Origin of the sequence: Limnobacter parvus (genome assembly GCF_024623725.1) — a bacterium.
Classification (GTDB): domain Bacteria; phylum Pseudomonadota; class Gammaproteobacteria; order Burkholderiales; family Burkholderiaceae_B; genus Limnobacter; species Limnobacter parvus.
This window is the reverse complement of sequence record NZ_JANKHG010000017.1, coordinates 356,503-374,429: the sequence shown is the minus strand read 5'-3', so window position 1 is coordinate 374,429 and position 17,927 is coordinate 356,503. Positions and strand designations below refer to the sequence as shown.

Here is a 17,927-nt window from a genome sequence, read left to right as displayed (position 1 = left end):
AGTTATAAGGAAGTGGTGCGGCTGTTTATTCGGCAGCCAGCATGCGATAACCCACACCGGTTTCAGTCAAAATAAAATGCGGATCGGCCGGGTTTTTCTCCAGTTTGCCGCGAAGCTGACCCACATACAAACGGGTGTACTGGGTGTGTTCCAAATACTCTGGCCCCCACACGTCCATCAATAACTGCCGATGGGAAACGGCTTGGCCTGCGCTTCGAACCAAACGGGCCAACAGTTCATATTCAGTTGGGGTCAACTTCACATCATCGCCATTCAACACGATTTGGCGCTTCACCAAATCCACCTGTAAACCATCTCGTTGGTAGTGCAGTGTAGCGGGCTGCGCATGGTTTCCGCGATGGCGCAAGGCAACACGGATTCGCGCCAACAATTCGCCGACACTAAATGGTTTCACCAGGTAGTCATCGGCCCCCGCATCCAGCAACTCAATTTTGCTTTCTTCCTGCGGACGCGCTGAAATGATAATCACTGGGGCGGTACTGCTTTTTCGCGCAAGGTGAAGAAACTCTTGTCCCTCACCATCGGGAAGGCCAAGATCGAGCAAAAACAAATCGAAGGGTTGCCATGCAGCCTGATTTGCCATCAAGGCCTGCGCTTCAGACAAACTGGCTGCGGTAGTAACCGCGTGACCCTCGGTTGTCAGTGTTGAGCGAAGCGCCCTACCCAACTCGCGGTCATCTTCAATCAAAAGAATACGAATGGCCATAAACCGTTTTGTTCCTACTCAGGCAAATTTGGCAAAACCAGACCCGCCACAGTGCCTTGCCCATTGTTCGAACTGAAAATCAAATGACCACCATGTATTTGGGCCACTGCATGGCAAAGCTGCAAGCCAATGCCCATTCCGCGACCGCGATCGCCCTTCCATTCTGAATCAGTGTTTGCATGAATACCCAAGCCCCGCCCCTTGTCGCTCACTTCAAACAACACCGAACCCTCTTCCTTGCTCACTTTAAGCTCGATGGTTGCTGGCTTTCCTGAATGCTTGCTGGCATTGTCGATTAGGTTATCGAGCGCTTGTTCAACCAGCACCATATTGCATTTCAACAATGGCAGGCCTGGGTCAACATCAACCTTTGGCAAATGAACATGTTTGCGCTGGCGCAAACGTTGAAATACAGACGCTACCATGTCTTCTACAGATTCGAACTGCATGGGTACTTCAACCCGGTCGCCGCTTAAGCGTGCCAAGGTCAAGGTGTTGTCGGTTAAGCGAGCAACCTGTTCAGATTCCGCATGAATCAATTCGGCATAGCGCCGAATTTCCTGGGTAGACAATTGGCCCGCCTGTTCCAGAATGGCTGTGGCAGACGTCATGATGCTGGCCAGGGGGGTGCGCTGGTCATGCGCAATTGAGGTTAAAAACAAGCTGCGGGTTTTCTGGCTTTGTGCCAGTTCACGCGCGCTTTGGGCGCGCAGCAAGCTTTCCCGGCGTTCGCATGCCAAACCCATTTGGTCAAGCAGGGCCTGCACATCGCGAGTCCACTGCATGTTCTGTGCCTTTGAATCATTCAGCGTACAAACACAAACCCCGAATGCCTTCGACTTCCCGCGCATGGGCAAATAAATATCGGGAAGGCTTTCATACCGCCCCGTGTTTCTGCCCAAAGGCTTGTTTTCTTTCAAACACGCCTTAAAGCCCTCGAGTTGTTGCGGGTTCAAGCTGGTGATATCCGAGGAAAGGTCATGCGCTTCAAAACCAAGCGCAATCGCATCGCATTCACTAGCCAAACCTCGCACCAGTTGATTAAGTTGCGACAACAAGGTGTGGGGGTCATCAACTTCGCGAAGTTGTTCGCTCCATTTCATCAAGCGCAATGTACGTTGAGCCTGTAATCTTTCCAAAGCGGCAATCTGCTTTTGTCGACGCAACAAATAGGTGACCAACCACGACACGCCCATCATCGTGATCAGCAAGATGCCGTGTTCATGCAAATCCACGTGAAAGGTGTGGACTGGCGGGACCATTTGATAATTGAACATCAACACCGCGAAAGCGCTAAGCATTAGCGACAAAGCCAGTGGCAGCAACAATGAATAGATGGACGAAACAAGTATCAGAAGCACAGGTGCATTTGTTAAGGTAACCCAGTCATGGGGATATACTAGGATCAACATCAATGCTGACCACAAAGCAAAACCAAAAAATCCTGCGATAAATGCGTTTCTTTTCATCTGCACATGGTATCAATTTAAGCACCGCGAAAGCATGGGCGAATGTGACCATTTGATGACCTGTCACTTAGGGCATGCCCCCTGAATCCTTTCGCCGCGTAATTGAGTATTAATGGCTTGTAGCATCAAAAGTAAACGGGGTTGGAAATGGCTGTAATTCACAACGAACTCAAAAAAATTGAACAACAAGGTCTGTCTCGCAGGGTGTTCCTGCGAAACATGCTACTGACTGCAGGTAGCATTTCTGCGGCGCAATGGTTAACCGCGTGTGGCGGGGGTTCTTCTGCAGGTGGCGCAGGGGTGGGGCCCAGCGGGTCTGGCGCTCCGCGAACCAGTCCTTTCGCTTCGATGGGCCCTTTGATGCCGCCCGATGCAAATGGCGTTCAGTTGCCGGCAGGCTTTACATCGCGTGTAGTCGCGGTGTTCAATGAGCCGCCCATCCCATCCCAACCCGACTTCCGTTGGCATTCCGACCCGGACGGAGGCGCTGTTTTCGCCACTGAAGACGGTGGCTGGATTTACGTGTCAAATTCCGAAGCCCGCGATGCCACAACCGCATTTGGTCAAATTCCAAGTGAGCTTTCAGCCATACGCCAACTGGCCAGCCGCGATTCACTTCAACTGCTTAGCCCAATTACCAACGCCATCAGCGGCCTGGTGGATACCCTGCTGCCAGGCGGAATTCCATTGTTGCTGCCATTTGGCGGGGGTGCCAGCGCCTTGCGGTTTGATCAAAGTGGTAACTTGATCGACGCCTACCCAATTCAAAGAAACACCACCACCAACTGCGCGGGCGGTGCCTCGCCCTGGGGCACGTGGATCAATGGCGAAGAAATTCTGGACGGTTACATGTTCGAATGCAGCCCGTTGCGCAACGGTGGCGAACCGATTCGACTGGATCGATTTGGACGCAAGGCACATGAACAGGTCGCCTACGACGTTGAACGCAGGGCGATTTATCACAGCGAAGACATCACAGGCGAAGACCGGTTCTACCGCACCGTATTTACAACCACAGATTGGCCTGCCAATTCCCGCCCCAATTTTGAAAACGGAAAACTGCAGGTACTTTCTGTACCCGCTGGAATTGAGGCAGCCCGTCAAGGCCCGACCCCAATTACCTGGTTGGACGCGATTGACGACGGTACCCCACAGCCGGATGTATACCTGCCCGACTCCACCATTTTTGCTGGCAATGAAGGTGTGTGGTTCTTGAATGGCTTCGTTTACTTCTCAACCAAAGTGGACAACAACGTGTGGGCCATCGACGTGGCTCGCGGCACCATTGAAAGTATTTATGACCCCACAGATGGCCCAATCGGTTCGCCGGTGGATCCATCCGAGCCAAAAATGATGGGCGTGGACAACTTGAGCATGACCTTGGATGGAGAAATGATTGTGGTGGAAGATGGTGGCGACATGCGCGCCATGGTGCTGCTGCCAGATCGCACCACCATACCGTTGCTTCGCCTGCCAGGAGATGCCAGTGCCACTGAAGTAACAGGCCCAGCCTTCTCGCCGGACGGGCGCAGGTTGTATGTGTCAAGCCAGCGTGCATTGCGCAATGGCGTGTCGACTCAAACTGGACAAGGTGGTGTTGTGTATGAAATCACAATGCCCTTTGCCGTGCGAGTGAACCCGCCAATTGCACGGGCAATGCCGTCTTAAGACAGGGGAAGCATCCTTTTAGAACGGACTGCTTCCACACTTGAAAAAGTACGGTAGCGAATCAATGGGTGCGGGTACGGTGATATCCGCAGGGCCATTAAATTGCTCGCCCGTGTCCACATGCCTCCAGCAACCTTGGGGCAGGTACACATCGCGTGTAGTGGCACCTTGCACCACCACGGGTGCCACCAACACGTCACGGCCCAACAGCCATTGTTGATCTTCCTGCCTAGCGCGCTCATCCCTGGGGTATTCCACCCACAAGCCGCGTACAGGTGGCACGCCAGTGGTTTGCGCCTCTTGCCACAACCGCATGATCAACGGCGCCGCTTTCAAATGCAGCTCGGCCGCTTTGCGCCAGTGCTCCAACGTTTCTTCCCCATAAAACCAGGGCATGCGCACGCCATTGCTGGAAGAATTGTGAACGCGAAACACGGGCGACAAAGCCGCCCAGAATGACCACCGCGTGTACAACTCCGCACTGGCCGCACCCACGTGGAAGTCGAAATAACCACCGATGTCGGTGTTGTAGCCATAAGAGCCAGTTGCACCCCGGCTCAGCATGTCGGTAGTTAACGATGCAATGCCCGAGGCGCGCGACCAATCGCTGGTTTCATCACCCGGAAAATTCGAGGACTCAAAACCCGAACTGCCCTGTCTTCCGGAATAACCCGCGCGGGTCCAGAAGAAAATATGCCGTCCGGTTTTGCGCTCAATGTCGTCAATAATTTTTCGTGTCGTTTGATGGAACACGGTGGGGTAATGGTTGTGCATGGTTTCGCCCGTGCTGCCATCAAAAAAATGCATGTCCAGCGCTATGTGTTCACCAAAGTCTTGCATGAATCCGTCAGCACCCAGCTCTTCCAGCATTTCCCGAATACGACCCTCCCACCACGCAATTGCTTCCGGATTGGTGAAGTCAATGGCAGCACCCAGGCCACCAAACGGTGTACCAAACAGGTAAGGCAAGCCGGCTGCGTCGTTCACCACATAGCCTTCCTGCAAGGCCTCGGTGAAAGTTTCTAGCCGCTCGGTGTTGGCCACGTCGATGCCCACATAATTCCGAATGTACAAGTACGCGCGAATGTTGCGATCGTGCAAAGCTTTGATCACTGTCTTGCTGGTTTCGCGCGGCAAAATTTCCCAGCCCTCAAACACATAACCCTTCACGGGCAATTTGAATGCATCAATTTGTGCCAGGTCGTCCCAAATTTTTGCCTCATAGCTGCTTGCGTCATCTGCCTGAGCAGACAACACCCGCACCGCACGCGACAAGGTAGGACCCAAGTCAGCTTGCAAAGGCACACGGTGTCGCCCCTGCAAACCCGACAGGCTTTGCAACGCTTTCTTCTCGGTGCCTGGCGCCACCAAATACGTCATCTCGCTGCCCGACACATTCACTTGCCAGTTTTCGGGGCTGGATGCACCCAGGTCGTAACGTGAAGGCCGCGTGCTATCCAGCATGAAGCCGTATCCGCCTGTTGAGGCAAATGCTGTTGAAATGTAATACGCCGCATCAGGACCCGAGGGAAACATGTAACCCTCGCCCTGCCCCGAAGCAGTATTGGCCACGACACCCAACGGCCCTGCACCAATGTTCTGCGCCTGAATAAAATTAGTGAGCAAATTTCCGCGCTGGTTCACCGCATTGTGGCGCCCACCAAAACCATAAAATGATTCTTCATCGCGCAACACAAAACTGTCTGCCACCATCACAACGCCCTGCGCGGGGTTCACTGACATGCGCACTTCAAAACTGTTGTTGTCCGAAGGCTTTACTTCAACTTCAATAACCCGGCCAGTGGGGTCGTTGGTCGCAATCGTCAGTTCAACGCCGGTTGCAGTTTGAGTGGCTTCCAACACTTCGGTGCCATGGTACTGAATACCCAGCAACGCCTGCGTAAGGTAATTGCCCACCCAGGGCGTGGCCCGCAATTGGGGCGCAACTTCCGCACCCACCATATAACTGAAAGGTGCATTCAACAAACGCCGGGGAACATAGTCGCTGCCCAAAGGCTCGTCGATGGCCAACCCTGGTTCAAGCGCACCACCCTCGCCGCTGACCTGCTCTAGTATCAATTCATCACTCGAGTTAAAAAAACGAATCCGCAAAGGGTTTTTCGAGATTTCCACACGGCCGTTGGTATTGCTCAGCTCGATCTCCTGCTCGCCCAGATCAACCTGCGCGGGCTGTATTACTCCGCCTGAGGAATCGGCGGGGCTGGTGACCACACCACTTTCTTCTGTGCCCAAACATCCTTGCAGGGTAATCGCCAGAAATGCCAGCACCAGCATGCGCGCACTGCTTACAATAAAGGTGTTCATGGTTGTCTCTCAAACAGATTCAAATTCACGCAATCCGCCATGGCCGAATAGCCCGCCGGGTTGGGGTGTAAGTTGTCACCGCTGTTGTATTCAGCAGCCAAAAATCCTGGCCGATTTTTGTCTTCCAGACATTGCTCAAAATCCACCACACCGTCGCTCAAGGTTTGGCTGCGTATCCAGGCATTGGCTTCATCGCGCCCGCGCTTGGCTGAAGCGGCGCCGTGTAACACAGGTACCAGTTCAGTTACAGTTCCCTCCGCTGGTGGTATGGTGCCCAGAATGACTTTCAGCCCCGCATTTTTTGCATTGGCAATCAACTCTTTGTACCCGGCAATCAGTTCATCAGATGTAGGGGCCTGGCCTGGCTTGGGGTTACCGAAGTCGTTGGTGCCTATCATTAGCAACACATGGCTTACACCTTGGGTTTGCAGTACATCGGCATTGAATCGCGTCAGCAGTGCCTTGCCAAACTGGGGCAACCAGCCATCGCGCAACAGCTCGTTGCCACCAATACCAGCATTGGCCACCGTGAACGGCATGCCTGCACTGTTGAATCGACGCTGCAAATGATTGGGGTAACGTTGGTCGGTAGCAACAAGGGGTGAACTCCGGCCGCTTAAAAAAGCGGTGGTTGAATCAGACCCATCGGTGATTGAATCGCCCACTGTCACCACGGTGCCCACATTCTTTGGGGCCAACACTTCCAACGCCTCGATTACCAAAAAATTGGCGGTGTAACCCTCGGGCGCGGCAACAAATACGCTGCCATCCGCGCTGCCTGCATAATCGCCTGGCAGGCTCAAGTAAAGCACCTCGTTTGCATTCAAATGCCGTGTGACCTGCGGCGTAAGGCCAGGCGCATAAAAGCTTACCCCCACGCGCTTGAAAGACTCCACCGGGTACACCATCCAATCGCTCACCACGGTTTCGCCAGCTTGCAGGGTAACGCTGGGCTGCTCATTGAAAGTCAGCTTGCATTCTGTGTTGGGTACCATGTCGGCCCCACCCGGCTCGGCTTCTTCAGCCAAATGAAAGTTGGTGAACGTCACTGGAAGGCTCGAGTAGCGATTGCTTAAACGCAAACGCACCACATTGCCAGCCCAATGGGGTGCGAACGATTGGCGCACGGTCAGCCCGCTGATCGGGTGTGTGATCAGCGCATCGCCAGGCGCAGTTTTCCAGGAAGTGACCACCCGCGCCTGCGGCAAATTGCCTTGCATAGAGTTACAAAAACCCGCGCCGCTTGGGCGAATGGATGTGGCTGCAACGTTTAAGTTGTTGGAAGACTCACCTCCGCAGGCTGTCATCAACAAGGCACTGGCCAAAGCCAGACCATGCAAAATAGAAAGTTTCATTGCAAACAGCCGAAGAATGAGTGAGCCGGTGACTATTTGACACGACTTCGTATCAGAATATCACCACCAGAATAATTGTGATACGATCCAGTGTCAAATACTTTAAACCATTCCATTGACTGAACCCAAAGCCCCCCTGCCCGCCCAGGCATCGCCGCGCAGTTACGGTGGCAAGTCTGCCGAAGAACGCCAGGCCAACCGCAAACGGGCGCTGGTGGACGCCTCCGTACGTTTGTTTGGCGAACAAGGTTTCGCAGCCGTCAGTATTGATGCCATTTGCGCCGAGGCTGGGCTCACCAAACGCTACTTCTACGAAGCCTTCCCCAGCCGCGAAGCCTTGCTAACCGCGGCCTATGAATCAGCAACCCGTGAGTACATGCAATCGATTTTGGCGGCCGTAGCTCCTCACCTTCGTGATGCACGCCAACTGGTGCATGCCGGCCTGCAGGAAAGCTTTGGATTCGTAAAACGTAACCCGGCAAAAGCGCGACTCATTTTGATTGAAGCCATGACAGTGCGCGGCCAGCTGGGCGAAATGTACGGTGAACGCTACGACGCTTTCGTAGATTTGATGCTGCAATTTACACGCCCGTTTCTAAGTGGCCCGAAAGTACCTGACAAGGTATTGCGGGTAATGGCCAAAAGCGCTGTGGGTGTAATTATTCACCTGTGCCAAAGCTGGATAGCCACTGACTTCAAACAACCCATGGCCGAACTGGTCGACGGCACGGAACGCGTATTCGGTGGCATGGGCCGCGAGCTGGGCGTGAAAGGCTACACGTAGGTGCAACAGTGCAACGGTATACTGCCGCATGAACGAATTACTGCTGCGCCTTAAACTGGCCGTTGAGCACCCCCACGAAGATCAGGTTTCCGTGCGCTTTCTTGCCGACATGCACGGCGAATCCGCCCACGGTGCACTGCTTCTTTTCCTGGCAGTGCTTACGCTGTTGCCGATTCCTTTTTCCGGCTTTCTGTTTTCATTTGGAATATGGTCTGTGGCGCGCATGATGTGGATCAACAACAGCGGTCATGGCCTGCCTGAAAGGGTATGCCGTGTGAAATTGTCCAAGGCTTCTGCCACGCGCCTGATCAAGATTTTGAGTTGGATTTACACCAAGGCCGATCGAATTTGTGCCCCGCGATTGCTGTCGCTAAGCAGCCCTACCCACCGAGGCTGGCTGGTGCCTTTCATTGCCCTGATGGGCTTTATTATTTTTCTGCCCATCCCCGGCGGCAACGGCACCCCAGCTGTTGCGCTAATTTTGATTGGGCTTGGGCTCATGGCGCGAGATGGTTTGGCGATTATCGCGGGAATTTTGACTGGCTTGATGGGTGTGGGGGTTTTGACGTTTTTAGTGTGGATGATTGTGAGAGTGGTTTAATCAAGGAAAAGCGGCTCAATTTCCCGAAGACAATCCAAAATTAAAAAAGGCCCAGGTCGAAAAACCTGAGCCTTTTAATATTTGGTCGGAATGAGAGGATTCGAACCTCCGACCCCTTGCACCCCATGCAAGTGCGCTACCAGGCTGCGCCACATTCCGAGAAGGCTGGATTATACCCAGAAACGCTTAAGCTTTCAGGGCTTCGCGCAAATTTAGCAGTTGTTCTTTCAAAACTTCTCGATCAATCAAAATTGGCAGAGGTGCGTCGCCCGCTGGCCCGTTCTTTTCTTGATCCAGCCGATTGCGGGCACCGTTGATTGTGAAGCCATGCTCGTACAACAATTCCCGGATTCGGCGAATAAACAGAACCTCATGGTGCTGATAATAACGGCGATTACCGCGTCGAGTAATCGACTTCAGTTGCGTGAATTCCTGTTCCCAGTAACGTAGTACATGGGTTTTTACGCCGCACAGCTCGCTGACTTCACCAATAGTGAAGTAACGCTTGGCCGGAATCGGCGGCAAGCTGGCTGAGGGTGAAGCTCCGTCTGCGTTTACGGTTTTTTGCATTAGATTATTTGCTTTTACTTAAATAATTTAGTGAAAATTATTCAACCAAAGCTTTAAGTTTCTGGCTGGGATGAAAGGTTACCACTCTACGCGCTGCAATGGGTATCTCTTCGCCGGTTTTTGGATTTCTGCCCGGGCGCTGGGGTTTGTCGCGCAGCTGGAAATTACCAAAACCCGACAATTTTACAGAGTCACCCTCTTCCAGCGTGGTACGAATTTCATCGAAAAACGCATCCACAAAATCTTTTGCTTCACGCTTGTTCAAGCCCAAGCTATCAAACAGCATTTCGGCCAGTTCAGCCTTGGTCAGCGAGCCCGACGCCAAACCATCTTCTATCAGGTCCATGCGGTCTGAGCGGGTGCTTGATTCATTACTTCGGTCGTCGTTCAACACAAATTGATCCACAGTGAGTTCTACCTATTCTTCAATATTTACCGCAGACGGGCCGAGCAACGCTGGCCTGCTTGCTCAATCATTTTTTTCAACAATGGCTCGATGTCGGCGTCAGTCAAGCTACGGTCGCTTGCCTGAAGGGTTAACCTGAATGCCAAACTTTTCTCATTTAGATTCAGACCCTTACCTTCTTCTTTTGGAAGGAATTCATCAAAAAGGATAACCGATTTCAGCCAGGCAAGGTTGTCATCTTTCACTTCAGTGAAGGCTTTTTTAAGTTGCGCAGCAGCAATGTTTTGATCCACCACGAAAGCAAGGTCGCGTACTACAACGGGTTGCTTTGAAACTTCCTTGAATACAGGCACTTTTCGAGTGTTCAGGCCATCAAGCAGCAGCTCAAACACAATCGGGGCATGAGGCAAGTCGAATTGTTGCACCAACTTCGGATGCATTTCACCGATAAAACCGACAGGCTGCTTGTTCACCAGCACTCGCGCGCTGCGGCCGGGGTGCAAAGCAGGGTGCGACTCGCCTGAATAGACCTCGAAATCCACCTTGCGGCCGTGCAGCAATTGCTCCACGTCGCCTTTCACATCAAAAAAGTCGAGTGCGCGGTTGTTGCCAGCGGCCCACTGCAGCTGGTCAGCAAGGCCATAGGCCAAACCACCCACTTTCCAGGTTTGCTTGAAGCCGGCCACAGTTTGCGCGCCGTCTTGCACTTTTTCGTCCAGTTCAAAGACCCGCGCAACCTCAAAAACACGCAGGCGGTCTACGCGGTGGCCCAAGTTGTGTTTCAACACACCGGTCAGGCTACCAATCAATGTGGAACGCATCACGCTAAGATGGCTTGCAATCGGGTTGAGCAAACGCACAGGGTTCGTGTTGTTGTTGAAATCGGCTTCCCACTGTTCAGGCGTAAAGCTGTAACTGACCACTTCCTGATAACCCAATGCAGCAACCTGGCGGCGAATCGCATGGTGACCTACTTTGCCATCTGGTGCAGGCAACATTTTCAGTTTACCAATGGGCGCGCGCAGCGGCAGGCTGTCGTAGCCCACCACACGAATCACTTCTTCGATCAGGTCTTCTTCAATATTAATGTCGAAGCGGTAGCTGGGTGGGTTGACTACATAACGAGTCTCAACACCCTGCCCGTCAACATTGAACTGGAAGCCCAGCTTGGTGAACACATCTTTCACCTGCTCCACAGTGAACGGCATGCCAATCACCATTTCCGCACGCGCATGCCGCAAGGTAACCGGCTTGCGCGCTGGCAGGTTCAACACTTGGTCCACCACAGGACCAGCTTGACCACCACAAATTTCTAGGATCAGTGCAGTAATGCGCTCGATGTGCTCGGGAATGGTTTGGAAATCAACCCCGCGCTCGAAACGATGCGATGCATCGGATGAAAAATTGAACTCACGCGCGCGGCCCACAATTGCGTCGGGGTGCCAAAACGCGGCTTCCACAAAAATATTGGTGGTGCCCTCATTCACAGCGGTGTGGTCGCCACCCATGATACCGGCCAGTGCTTCCGGGCCATTGGCGTCGCAAATTACGCCCATGTGCGGCTTAAGCGCCACTTGCATCTCGTTCAGCAGCTTCAGCTGCTCGTCTTCGCGTGCCCAGCGCACTGTAAGGTCGCCCTGCACTTTGTCCAGATCGAACACATGGCTGGGGCGGCCCAGTTCAAGCATTACATAGTTGGAAATATCCACCAGGGCATTCAAGCTGCGCTGGCCTGCACCCTCAAGGCGATCGACCATCCACTGCGGCGTTTTTACGCTGTTGTTCACACCACGAATGACACGGCCTGCGAAGCGGCCACACAAGTCGGTGCTCTCAACTTTCACATTCAGGGTGTCGGAAATGGAGGCCACCACCGGCGCAAATGAAGGCGCATTCAATGTGGCACCGGTGAGCGCAGCCACTTCACGGGCCACGCCCCACACGCTCAAACAATCTGCGCGATTGGGCGTCATTTTCAGGGTGAACTTCATCTCGTTCAAGCCGAGAAGTTCACGCACATTGCCGCCCACGGGAAACTCTTCGCTCAGAATGTGCAGCCCATCCACATCGCTGGGCACGCCCAGCTCTTTGCCGGAGCACAACATACCGCCGCTTTCTACGCCGCGCATCTTTGTGGGTTTGATCTTAAAGCCGCCAGGCAGTTCAGCACCAGGCAAGGCACAAGGTACTTTCAAGCCTTTAGCCACATTGGGCGCGCCGCACACAATTTGGCGCACATCGCCTTCAGCCACCTGCACTTGGCAAACGCTCAAGCGGTCGGCATCAGGGTGCTTGTCTTTCTTGACAACCAAACCCACCACCACACCGGAAAATTCCGGAGCCAAGGGTTCAAGTTCTTCCACTTCCAAACCCGCCATGGTGAGCTTGTCGCCCAACTCTTGAGTATTCAACGGCGTGTTGACGAGTGACTTCAGCCAGGATTCTGTGAATTGCATCTTGAAATATCCGAAACTGGTTTAGTTAAACTTAATTGAATTGCTGCAGAAAACGAATGTCGTTTTCATAGAACAAGCGCAGGTCATTAATGCCATAGCGCAGCATCGTTAGCCGATCGGGGCCCACACCAAATGCGAAACCAGTGTAGGTTTCGGGGTCGATACCCACGTGGCGCAGCACATTGGGGTGCACCTGGCCACAACCAGCAATTTCCAGCCATTTGCCCTTGTTCGGGCCGCTGGTGAAGGCCATGTCAATTTCTGCAGACGGTTCCGTGAACGGAAAAAACGAGGGGCGGAATCGAATGGTGATGTCGTCGGTTTCGAAAAATGTTTTCAAAAAATCCATGAACACCGCTTTCAAATCCGCAAAGCTGACGCCTTCATCAATCCACAAACCTTCAACCTGGTGGAACATCGGCGAATGGGTTGCATCGCTGTCTACGCGGTACACGCGGCCTGGCGCAATAATGCGAATCGGCGGCTTGTTGGTTTGCATGTAGCGCACTTGCATGGGCGAGGTGTGCGTGCGCAGCAGGTTGCCACCTGTGCCTTCAACGTAAAACGTGTCGTGCATGGAACGCGCGGGGTGGTTTTCCGGTGTGTTCAATGCAGTGAAATTGTGGAAGTCGGTTTCAATTTCAGGGCCATCGGCCAAATCAAATCCAATGGTTGTGAAAATTTCCTCAATCCGTTCAAGCGTACGCATGGCCGGGTGCAAGCCGCCGGTGCCGCGCATGCGGCCGGGTTTGGTCACATCAATGGCCTGGGCCTGCAGCTTGGCTTGCATGGCCGCATCGGCCAGCGCCTGACGCTTGGCATTCAGTACTGCTTCAACCTGTTGCTTCAACTGGTTGATTTCAGCGCCACGGGTTTTCTTCTCTTCGGGCGACAACGCAGCCATGCCCTTGAGCAACTCAGTGACTTTGCCTTGTTTGCCCAAAAACTGGGCCTTGATGTTTTCAAGACTGGCTGAGTCGGTTGCCGATGACATGGCCTGTTCGGCCTCGGTAAGAATAGCGAATAGCGAAGCATCCATGGGTATTGAGTCGATTCTTTTTGAGATTGGAACGGCTTTCAGTAGAGCCATGAATTGTACCGCCTGAAAACAAAAACGGAGCCCGAAGGCTCCGTTTTTACTAGTCTTTTCGCCAACTTAAGAGAAATACTTAAGCGACAAATAAATGACTATTGCTTAGGCTTGTGCTGCGCGCACTTGACCTACGATCGCAGCAAAAGCTGCTTTGTCGGTCACTGCCAGATCGGCCAATACCTTGCGGTCCAGACCAATTGCAGCTTTTTTCAAGCCATTGATGAACACGCTGTAAGTCATGCCGTGTTCACGCACTGCTGCGTTGATACGGGTGATCCACAGGGCGCGGAATACGCGCTTCTTGTTGCGACGGTCACGGTATGCGTACTGACCAGCACGCATTACCGCTTGCTTGGCAACGCGGAATACATTGTTACGACGACCGCGGAAGCCTTTGGCTTGGGCGATAACTTTTTTGTGACGGGCGCGAGCCGTTACACCACGTTTTACTCTAGGCATCTTTCACCCTCCCCTTATGCGTAAGGCATCATGTCGCGCACGCGACCGATGTCTGATTTGTGAATCGTTTCCATGCCGCGAAGCTGACGCTTGCTCTTGGTCGTTTTCTTGGTGAGGATGTGGCGCTTAAAGGCGTGGCCACGCTTGATCGATCCGCTTGAGCGGACCAAGAATCGCTTTGCAGCGCTCTTTTTGGTCTTCATCTTGGGCATCTTGGTGCTCCTAGTGCTGCTTGCAGGTGGTTTCGACGAAACTCTTTTCTAACCTGGTGGGCAATTGGTGCCATGCGCATTAAGCGCAAAGCAGCAAGCCCGCGATTATAACGCGGGTTTGCGTGTGCTTGCAATCTTTTTGAAACGAGATGAGGTAAAGACGCTTATTTCTTGCGTGGCCCGATCATCATGACCATCTGGCGACCTTCCATCTTTGGCATTTGCTCGACCAGACCGATTTCGTCCAAGTCGTTGCGAACTCGCTCCAAAAGGCGGGCACCAATGTCTTGGTGGGCCATTTCACGTCCGCGAAAACGAAGAGTGACCTTGCACTTGTCGCCGTCTTCAAGAAAGCGGGTCAGGTTTTTCAACTTCACGTTGTAGTCACCGTCGTCCGTTCCAGGTCGAAATTTGATTTCCTTGATTTGAACCTGCTTTTGCTTGGACTTGGCTTCCGCAGCCTTCTTCTGCTCTTGGTAGCGGAATTTGCCGTAATCCATCAGCTTCGCCACCGGGGGAACAGCCTGTGGCGCGATTTCTACCAAATCCACACCGCCTTCTTCAGCCATCCGCAATGCGTCTGATGTTTTAACGATGCCTAACTGCTCACCCTCAATTCCGATGAGGCGCACTTCAGGGATTCGAATTTCCTCGTTCGTGCGGTTTTTCTTTTCTGCTACGATGTTTGGCCTCTTTTATCTAGTTTAAAGATCAGGCTCTGCTGCTAATTTCGCCCAGCAATCGCTGAACAAATTCATCAACAGGCAGTGAGCCCAGGTTTTCATTGCCACGCAGGCGTACGGCAACTTGATTTGCGTCACGCTCTGCATCGCCGATTACGGCAATATAAGGCGTTTTCTGCATTGTGTGCTCACGGATTTTACGATTGATCTTTTCATTACGCAAATCCGCCTCTACTCTAATGCCTTGTTTTTTCAACATTTGCACCACAGTGTGCGCGTATTCATTGTGCGCTTCGGTAATGGTGGCAACAACCACTTGCACGGGCGACAGCCACAAGGGCATGGCACCCGCGTGGTTTTCAATCAAGATACCGATGAAGCGCTCCATGGAACCCACAATGGCTCGGTGCAGCATCACTGGCACTCGTCGGCTGTTGTCTTCGGCCACGTATTCAGCACCCAAGCGCCCGGGCAACTGGAAATCGACCTGAATGGTGCCGCACTGCCATGAACGTCCAATGGAGTCTTTCATGTGATATTCGATCTTGGGGCCATAAAAAGCACCCTCGCCTGGCAGCTCGGTCCACTGAACACCACAGGCCTGCAAAGCCTGACGAAGTGATTCCTCCGCTTTGTCCCAGGTTTCATCGGTTCCCAAACGGGCTTCTGGACGCAGGGCCAACTTCACATTGATTTCATTGAAGCCAAAGTCAGCGTAAACCTGCATGGCTACTTGGTTGAATTTGGTGACCTCTTCCCGCACTTGGTCTTCAGTACAGAAAATATGACCATCATCCTGAGTAAAGCCGCGCACTCTCATAATGCCGTGTAGCGCACCCGAACTTTCGTTTCGGTGGCAAGCGCCGAATTCGCCGTATCGCATGGGCAAGTCGCGGTAGCTGCGCAAATCGCTTTTGAACACTTCAAGGTGACCAGGGCAGTTCATCGGCTTTAGCGCGTAATCGCGCTTTTCCGATTCAGTGGTGAACATGTTCTCTTTGTAATTTTCCCAGTGGCCCGACTTTTCCCACAGCTTGCGGTCCAGAATTTGCGGGCAGCGAATTTCCTGATAGTCACCGTCTACGTACACCTTGCGCATGTACTGCTCCACTTGTTGCCACAGGGCCCAACCCTTGGGGTGCCAAAACACCAAGCCTGGGGCTTCATCTTGCATGTGGAACAAATCGAGCTGCTTGCCAAGCTTGCGGTGGTCGCGCTTTTCAGCCTCTTCCAGGCGGTGCAGGTAAGCGGCCAGGTCTTCTTTCTTGGTCCAGGCGGTGCCATAAATACGCTGCAACATTTCATTGTTGGAGTTACCGCGCCAGTAGGCACCTGCAACTTTCATCAATTTGAAGTGTTTCAGCTTGCCGGTGTTGGGCACGTGGGGTCCGCGGCACAAGTCAATGAACTTGCCTTCGCGATACAAGGAAATATTTTCGTTGCTGGGAATGCTGGCGATAATTTCAGCTTTGTAGTGCTCACCCTGATCTTTGAAAAACTGCACGGCATCGTCGCGCACCCATTCTTCACGGGTAACCACTTCATCGAGCTTGGCCAGTTCGGCCATTTTCTTCTCAATCGCTTCCAGGTCTTCGGGGGTGAAGGGCCGCTCATAGGAAAAGTCGTAATAGAAGCCATCTTCAATCACCGGGCCAATGGTTACCTGGGCAGTCGGGAACAATTCCTTCACGGCGTAGGCCAGAAGGTGGGCCGTAGAATGACGAATCATATCCAGTCCAGCCTCGTCTTTTTCAGTGACGATGGATAAGCTTGAATCAGATTCAATGGTGTAAGAAGTATCAACCAGTGCGCCATTCACCGTGCCAGCCAATGCGGCCTTGGCCAGGCCAGGGCCAATGCTGGCGGCCACTTGGGCCACGGTCACGGGATGATCGAAAACACGTTCGGATCCGTCAGGCAGGCGGATTACTGGCATAGGTACTTCCCTTTCGGTGAATTGGCTTTTTTCTAACCCTCTATTTTAGCCTTGCGAATGCTGCCTGACCATTCCAAAGGTGCCGATTCACTTGAAAAGCGATTGCTATTAGCCGATTTGGGGTTTGTGGATGCCATCCTTGATGTCTTTCTTCACCTTCTTGGCGGCTTTTTTTTCTTTGGGGGTACTTAAAGCCTTCTTTTTATCTTGTTTGTTACTTTTCTGTTCATGACCCATGAAATGACTCCGCTCTGGCGCAGGCCAAGGGCTCTCAGCCTCTGCAAGTTGATGGTGGTACGTTTGGAAAAAAACGTATGTGCGTTACCGAACATAGTTTACCTAAGGGATTACACTAATCTATGTGCAGTCGCCGGTAATACTCGATTATCGAGAAGCCGAGCCCTCACCGGAGTCTCGATACCAATGACAAGCCCCACATCCAACCACTTGCTTAATGCGCTGCCACGGCAAGAATACGAAAGGCTGGCACCCCACCTTGAATTAATAAAACTGAATTTGGGCGATGTATTGTACGAATCGGGCAGCCAAATGCGACATGCCTATTTTCCGATTACCTCGATAATTTCCCTGTTGTACGTACTTGAGAATGGATCGTCTGCTGAAATTGCAGTGGTAGGCAACGAGGGCATTCTCGGTATAGCCCTGTTCATGGGCGGCAATACCACCCCAAGCCGGGCGGTCGTGCAAAGTAAGGGCAGCGCTTACCGCCTGAAAGCAGATATTTTGCTTGATGAATTCAATCGTGGCGGCCCTTCCCAAAACCTGCTGCTTCGTTACACGCAGGCGCTGATTACACAAATGACACAAACCGCGGTTTGCAATCGACACCACACAGTTGAACAACAGTTGTGTCGCTGGCTTTTACTAAGTTTGGATCGTTTGTCGGGCAATTCGCTGAACATGACTCAGGAACTGATTGCAAACATGCTGGGCGTGCGGCGTGAAGGCGTGACAGAAGCGGCTGGCCGCCTTCAACGAGAAGGCTTGATTAAATATTGCCGTGGTCACATTGAAGTGTTGGACCGAAACCTTTTAGAGGCACGTGTGTGTGAATGTTACCAGGTTGTTCAAACCGAATTTGAGCGATTACTCCCTAACAAGGACCAGAGCCCGCGCCTTGGCTTTCCAATCGCCTGCTCTGAAAAAATTGCCTCCTGATTGT

General features: G+C 52.7%; 17 protein-coding genes and 1 tRNA gene. 4 read left to right on the top strand and 14 right to left on the bottom strand.

The features are described 5' to 3' along the window. Window positions 1-25 precede the first annotated feature (25 nt). On the bottom strand, window positions 26-727 hold the full coding sequence (locus tag NSP04_RS08845; protein WP_257511967.1) for a response regulator: 702 nt from the start codon (window positions 725-727) through the stop codon (window positions 26-28). A 14-nt stretch (window positions 728-741) separates the two neighbouring features. After that, complete coding sequence (locus tag NSP04_RS08840; RefSeq protein ID WP_257511966.1) at window positions 742-2,196, bottom strand: sensor histidine kinase; 1,455 nt, start codon at window positions 2,194-2,196, stop codon at window positions 742-744. Window positions 2,197-2,343: 147 nt separating this feature from the next. Here NSP04_RS08840 and NSP04_RS08835 point away from each other — a divergent pair, with 147 nt between their 5' ends. Then, a complete protein-coding gene (locus tag NSP04_RS08835; RefSeq protein WP_257511965.1) occupies window positions 2,344-3,864 on the top strand; it encodes an alkaline phosphatase PhoX in 1,521 nt (506 codons plus the stop codon). Window positions 3,865-3,882: 18 nt separating this feature from the next. On the opposite strand, the gene NSP04_RS08830 is transcribed toward NSP04_RS08835, so the two are convergent. Further along, window positions 3,883-6,189, bottom strand: coding sequence for a TIM-barrel domain-containing protein (locus tag NSP04_RS08830; protein ID WP_257511964.1), 2,307 nt, complete (start codon window positions 6,187-6,189; stop codon window positions 3,883-3,885). After that, window positions 6,186-7,544, bottom strand: coding sequence for a GDSL-type esterase/lipase family protein (locus NSP04_RS08825; RefSeq protein ID WP_257511963.1), 1,359 nt, complete (start codon window positions 7,542-7,544; stop codon window positions 6,186-6,188). The genes NSP04_RS08830 and NSP04_RS08825 overlap by 4 nt, the downstream gene beginning before the upstream one ends. A gap of 115 nt (window positions 7,545-7,659) precedes the next feature. Here NSP04_RS08825 and NSP04_RS08820 point away from each other — a divergent pair, with 115 nt between their 5' ends. Both NSP04_RS08820 and NSP04_RS08815 read left to right on the top strand, forming a co-directional pair. Next, window positions 7,660-8,328 (top strand): TetR/AcrR family transcriptional regulator, encoded by a 669-nt coding sequence (locus NSP04_RS08820; RefSeq protein WP_257511962.1) that lies wholly within the window; start codon window positions 7,660-7,662, stop codon window positions 8,326-8,328. Window positions 8,329-8,356: 28 nt separating this feature from the next. Then, window positions 8,357-8,929, top strand: a complete 573-nt coding sequence (locus NSP04_RS08815) for an exopolysaccharide biosynthesis protein (protein ID WP_257511961.1) — start codon at window positions 8,357-8,359, stop codon at window positions 8,927-8,929. Window positions 8,930-9,011: 82 nt separating this feature from the next. Here NSP04_RS08815 and NSP04_RS08810 read toward each other — a convergent pair. From NSP04_RS08810 to NSP04_RS08765, 10 genes are all read right to left on the bottom strand, one after another. Further along, window positions 9,012-9,088, bottom strand: a tRNA-Pro gene (locus NSP04_RS08810). A 27-nt stretch (window positions 9,089-9,115) separates the two neighbouring features. Continuing rightward, a complete protein-coding gene (locus tag NSP04_RS08805) occupies window positions 9,116-9,499 on the bottom strand; it encodes a MerR family transcriptional regulator (protein WP_257511960.1) in 384 nt (127 codons plus the stop codon). 37 nt (window positions 9,500-9,536) lie between these two features. Then, a complete protein-coding gene (locus tag NSP04_RS08800; RefSeq protein WP_257512277.1) occupies window positions 9,537-9,845 on the bottom strand; it encodes an integration host factor subunit alpha in 309 nt (102 codons plus the stop codon). An 86-nt stretch (window positions 9,846-9,931) separates the two neighbouring features. Continuing rightward, window positions 9,932-12,361 (bottom strand): phenylalanine--tRNA ligase subunit beta, encoded by a 2,430-nt coding sequence (pheT, locus tag NSP04_RS08795; protein WP_257511959.1) that lies wholly within the window; start codon window positions 12,359-12,361, stop codon window positions 9,932-9,934. Between the two features lie 31 nt (window positions 12,362-12,392). Continuing rightward, the gene (gene pheS / locus NSP04_RS08790; protein ID WP_371825016.1) at window positions 12,393-13,355 is read right to left on the bottom strand and encodes a phenylalanine--tRNA ligase subunit alpha; all 963 of its coding nucleotides are present in this window, start codon (window positions 13,353-13,355) and stop codon (window positions 12,393-12,395) included. A 201-nt stretch (window positions 13,356-13,556) separates the two neighbouring features. Next, a complete protein-coding gene (gene rplT / locus NSP04_RS08785) occupies window positions 13,557-13,913 on the bottom strand; it encodes a 50S ribosomal protein L20 (RefSeq protein ID WP_008249959.1) in 357 nt (118 codons plus the stop codon). A 14-nt stretch (window positions 13,914-13,927) separates the two neighbouring features. Next, window positions 13,928-14,125, bottom strand: a complete 198-nt coding sequence (gene rpmI, locus NSP04_RS08780) for a 50S ribosomal protein L35 (RefSeq protein WP_105029855.1) — start codon at window positions 14,123-14,125, stop codon at window positions 13,928-13,930. A gap of 164 nt (window positions 14,126-14,289) precedes the next feature. Next, a complete protein-coding gene (gene infC, locus NSP04_RS08775) occupies window positions 14,290-14,808 on the bottom strand; it encodes a translation initiation factor IF-3 (RefSeq protein ID WP_257512275.1) in 519 nt (172 codons plus the stop codon). 28 nt (window positions 14,809-14,836) lie between these two features. Continuing rightward, window positions 14,837-16,744 carry a threonine--tRNA ligase gene (thrS, locus tag NSP04_RS08770; RefSeq protein WP_257511958.1) on the bottom strand — a complete coding sequence of 636 codons (1,908 nt, stop codon included), beginning with the start codon at window positions 16,742-16,744 and terminating at the stop codon, window positions 14,837-14,839. 108 nt (window positions 16,745-16,852) lie between these two features. Further along, window positions 16,853-16,981 (bottom strand): hypothetical protein, encoded by a 129-nt coding sequence (locus tag NSP04_RS08765; RefSeq protein ID WP_257511957.1) that lies wholly within the window; start codon window positions 16,979-16,981, stop codon window positions 16,853-16,855. A gap of 186 nt (window positions 16,982-17,167) precedes the next feature. Here NSP04_RS08765 and NSP04_RS08760 point away from each other — a divergent pair, with 186 nt between their 5' ends. After that, window positions 17,168-17,923: a Crp/Fnr family transcriptional regulator gene (locus NSP04_RS08760; protein WP_257511956.1), complete on the top strand. Its 756-nt coding sequence runs from the start codon at window positions 17,168-17,170 to the stop codon at window positions 17,921-17,923. The last annotated feature ends 4 nt before the right edge of the window (window positions 17,924-17,927 follow it).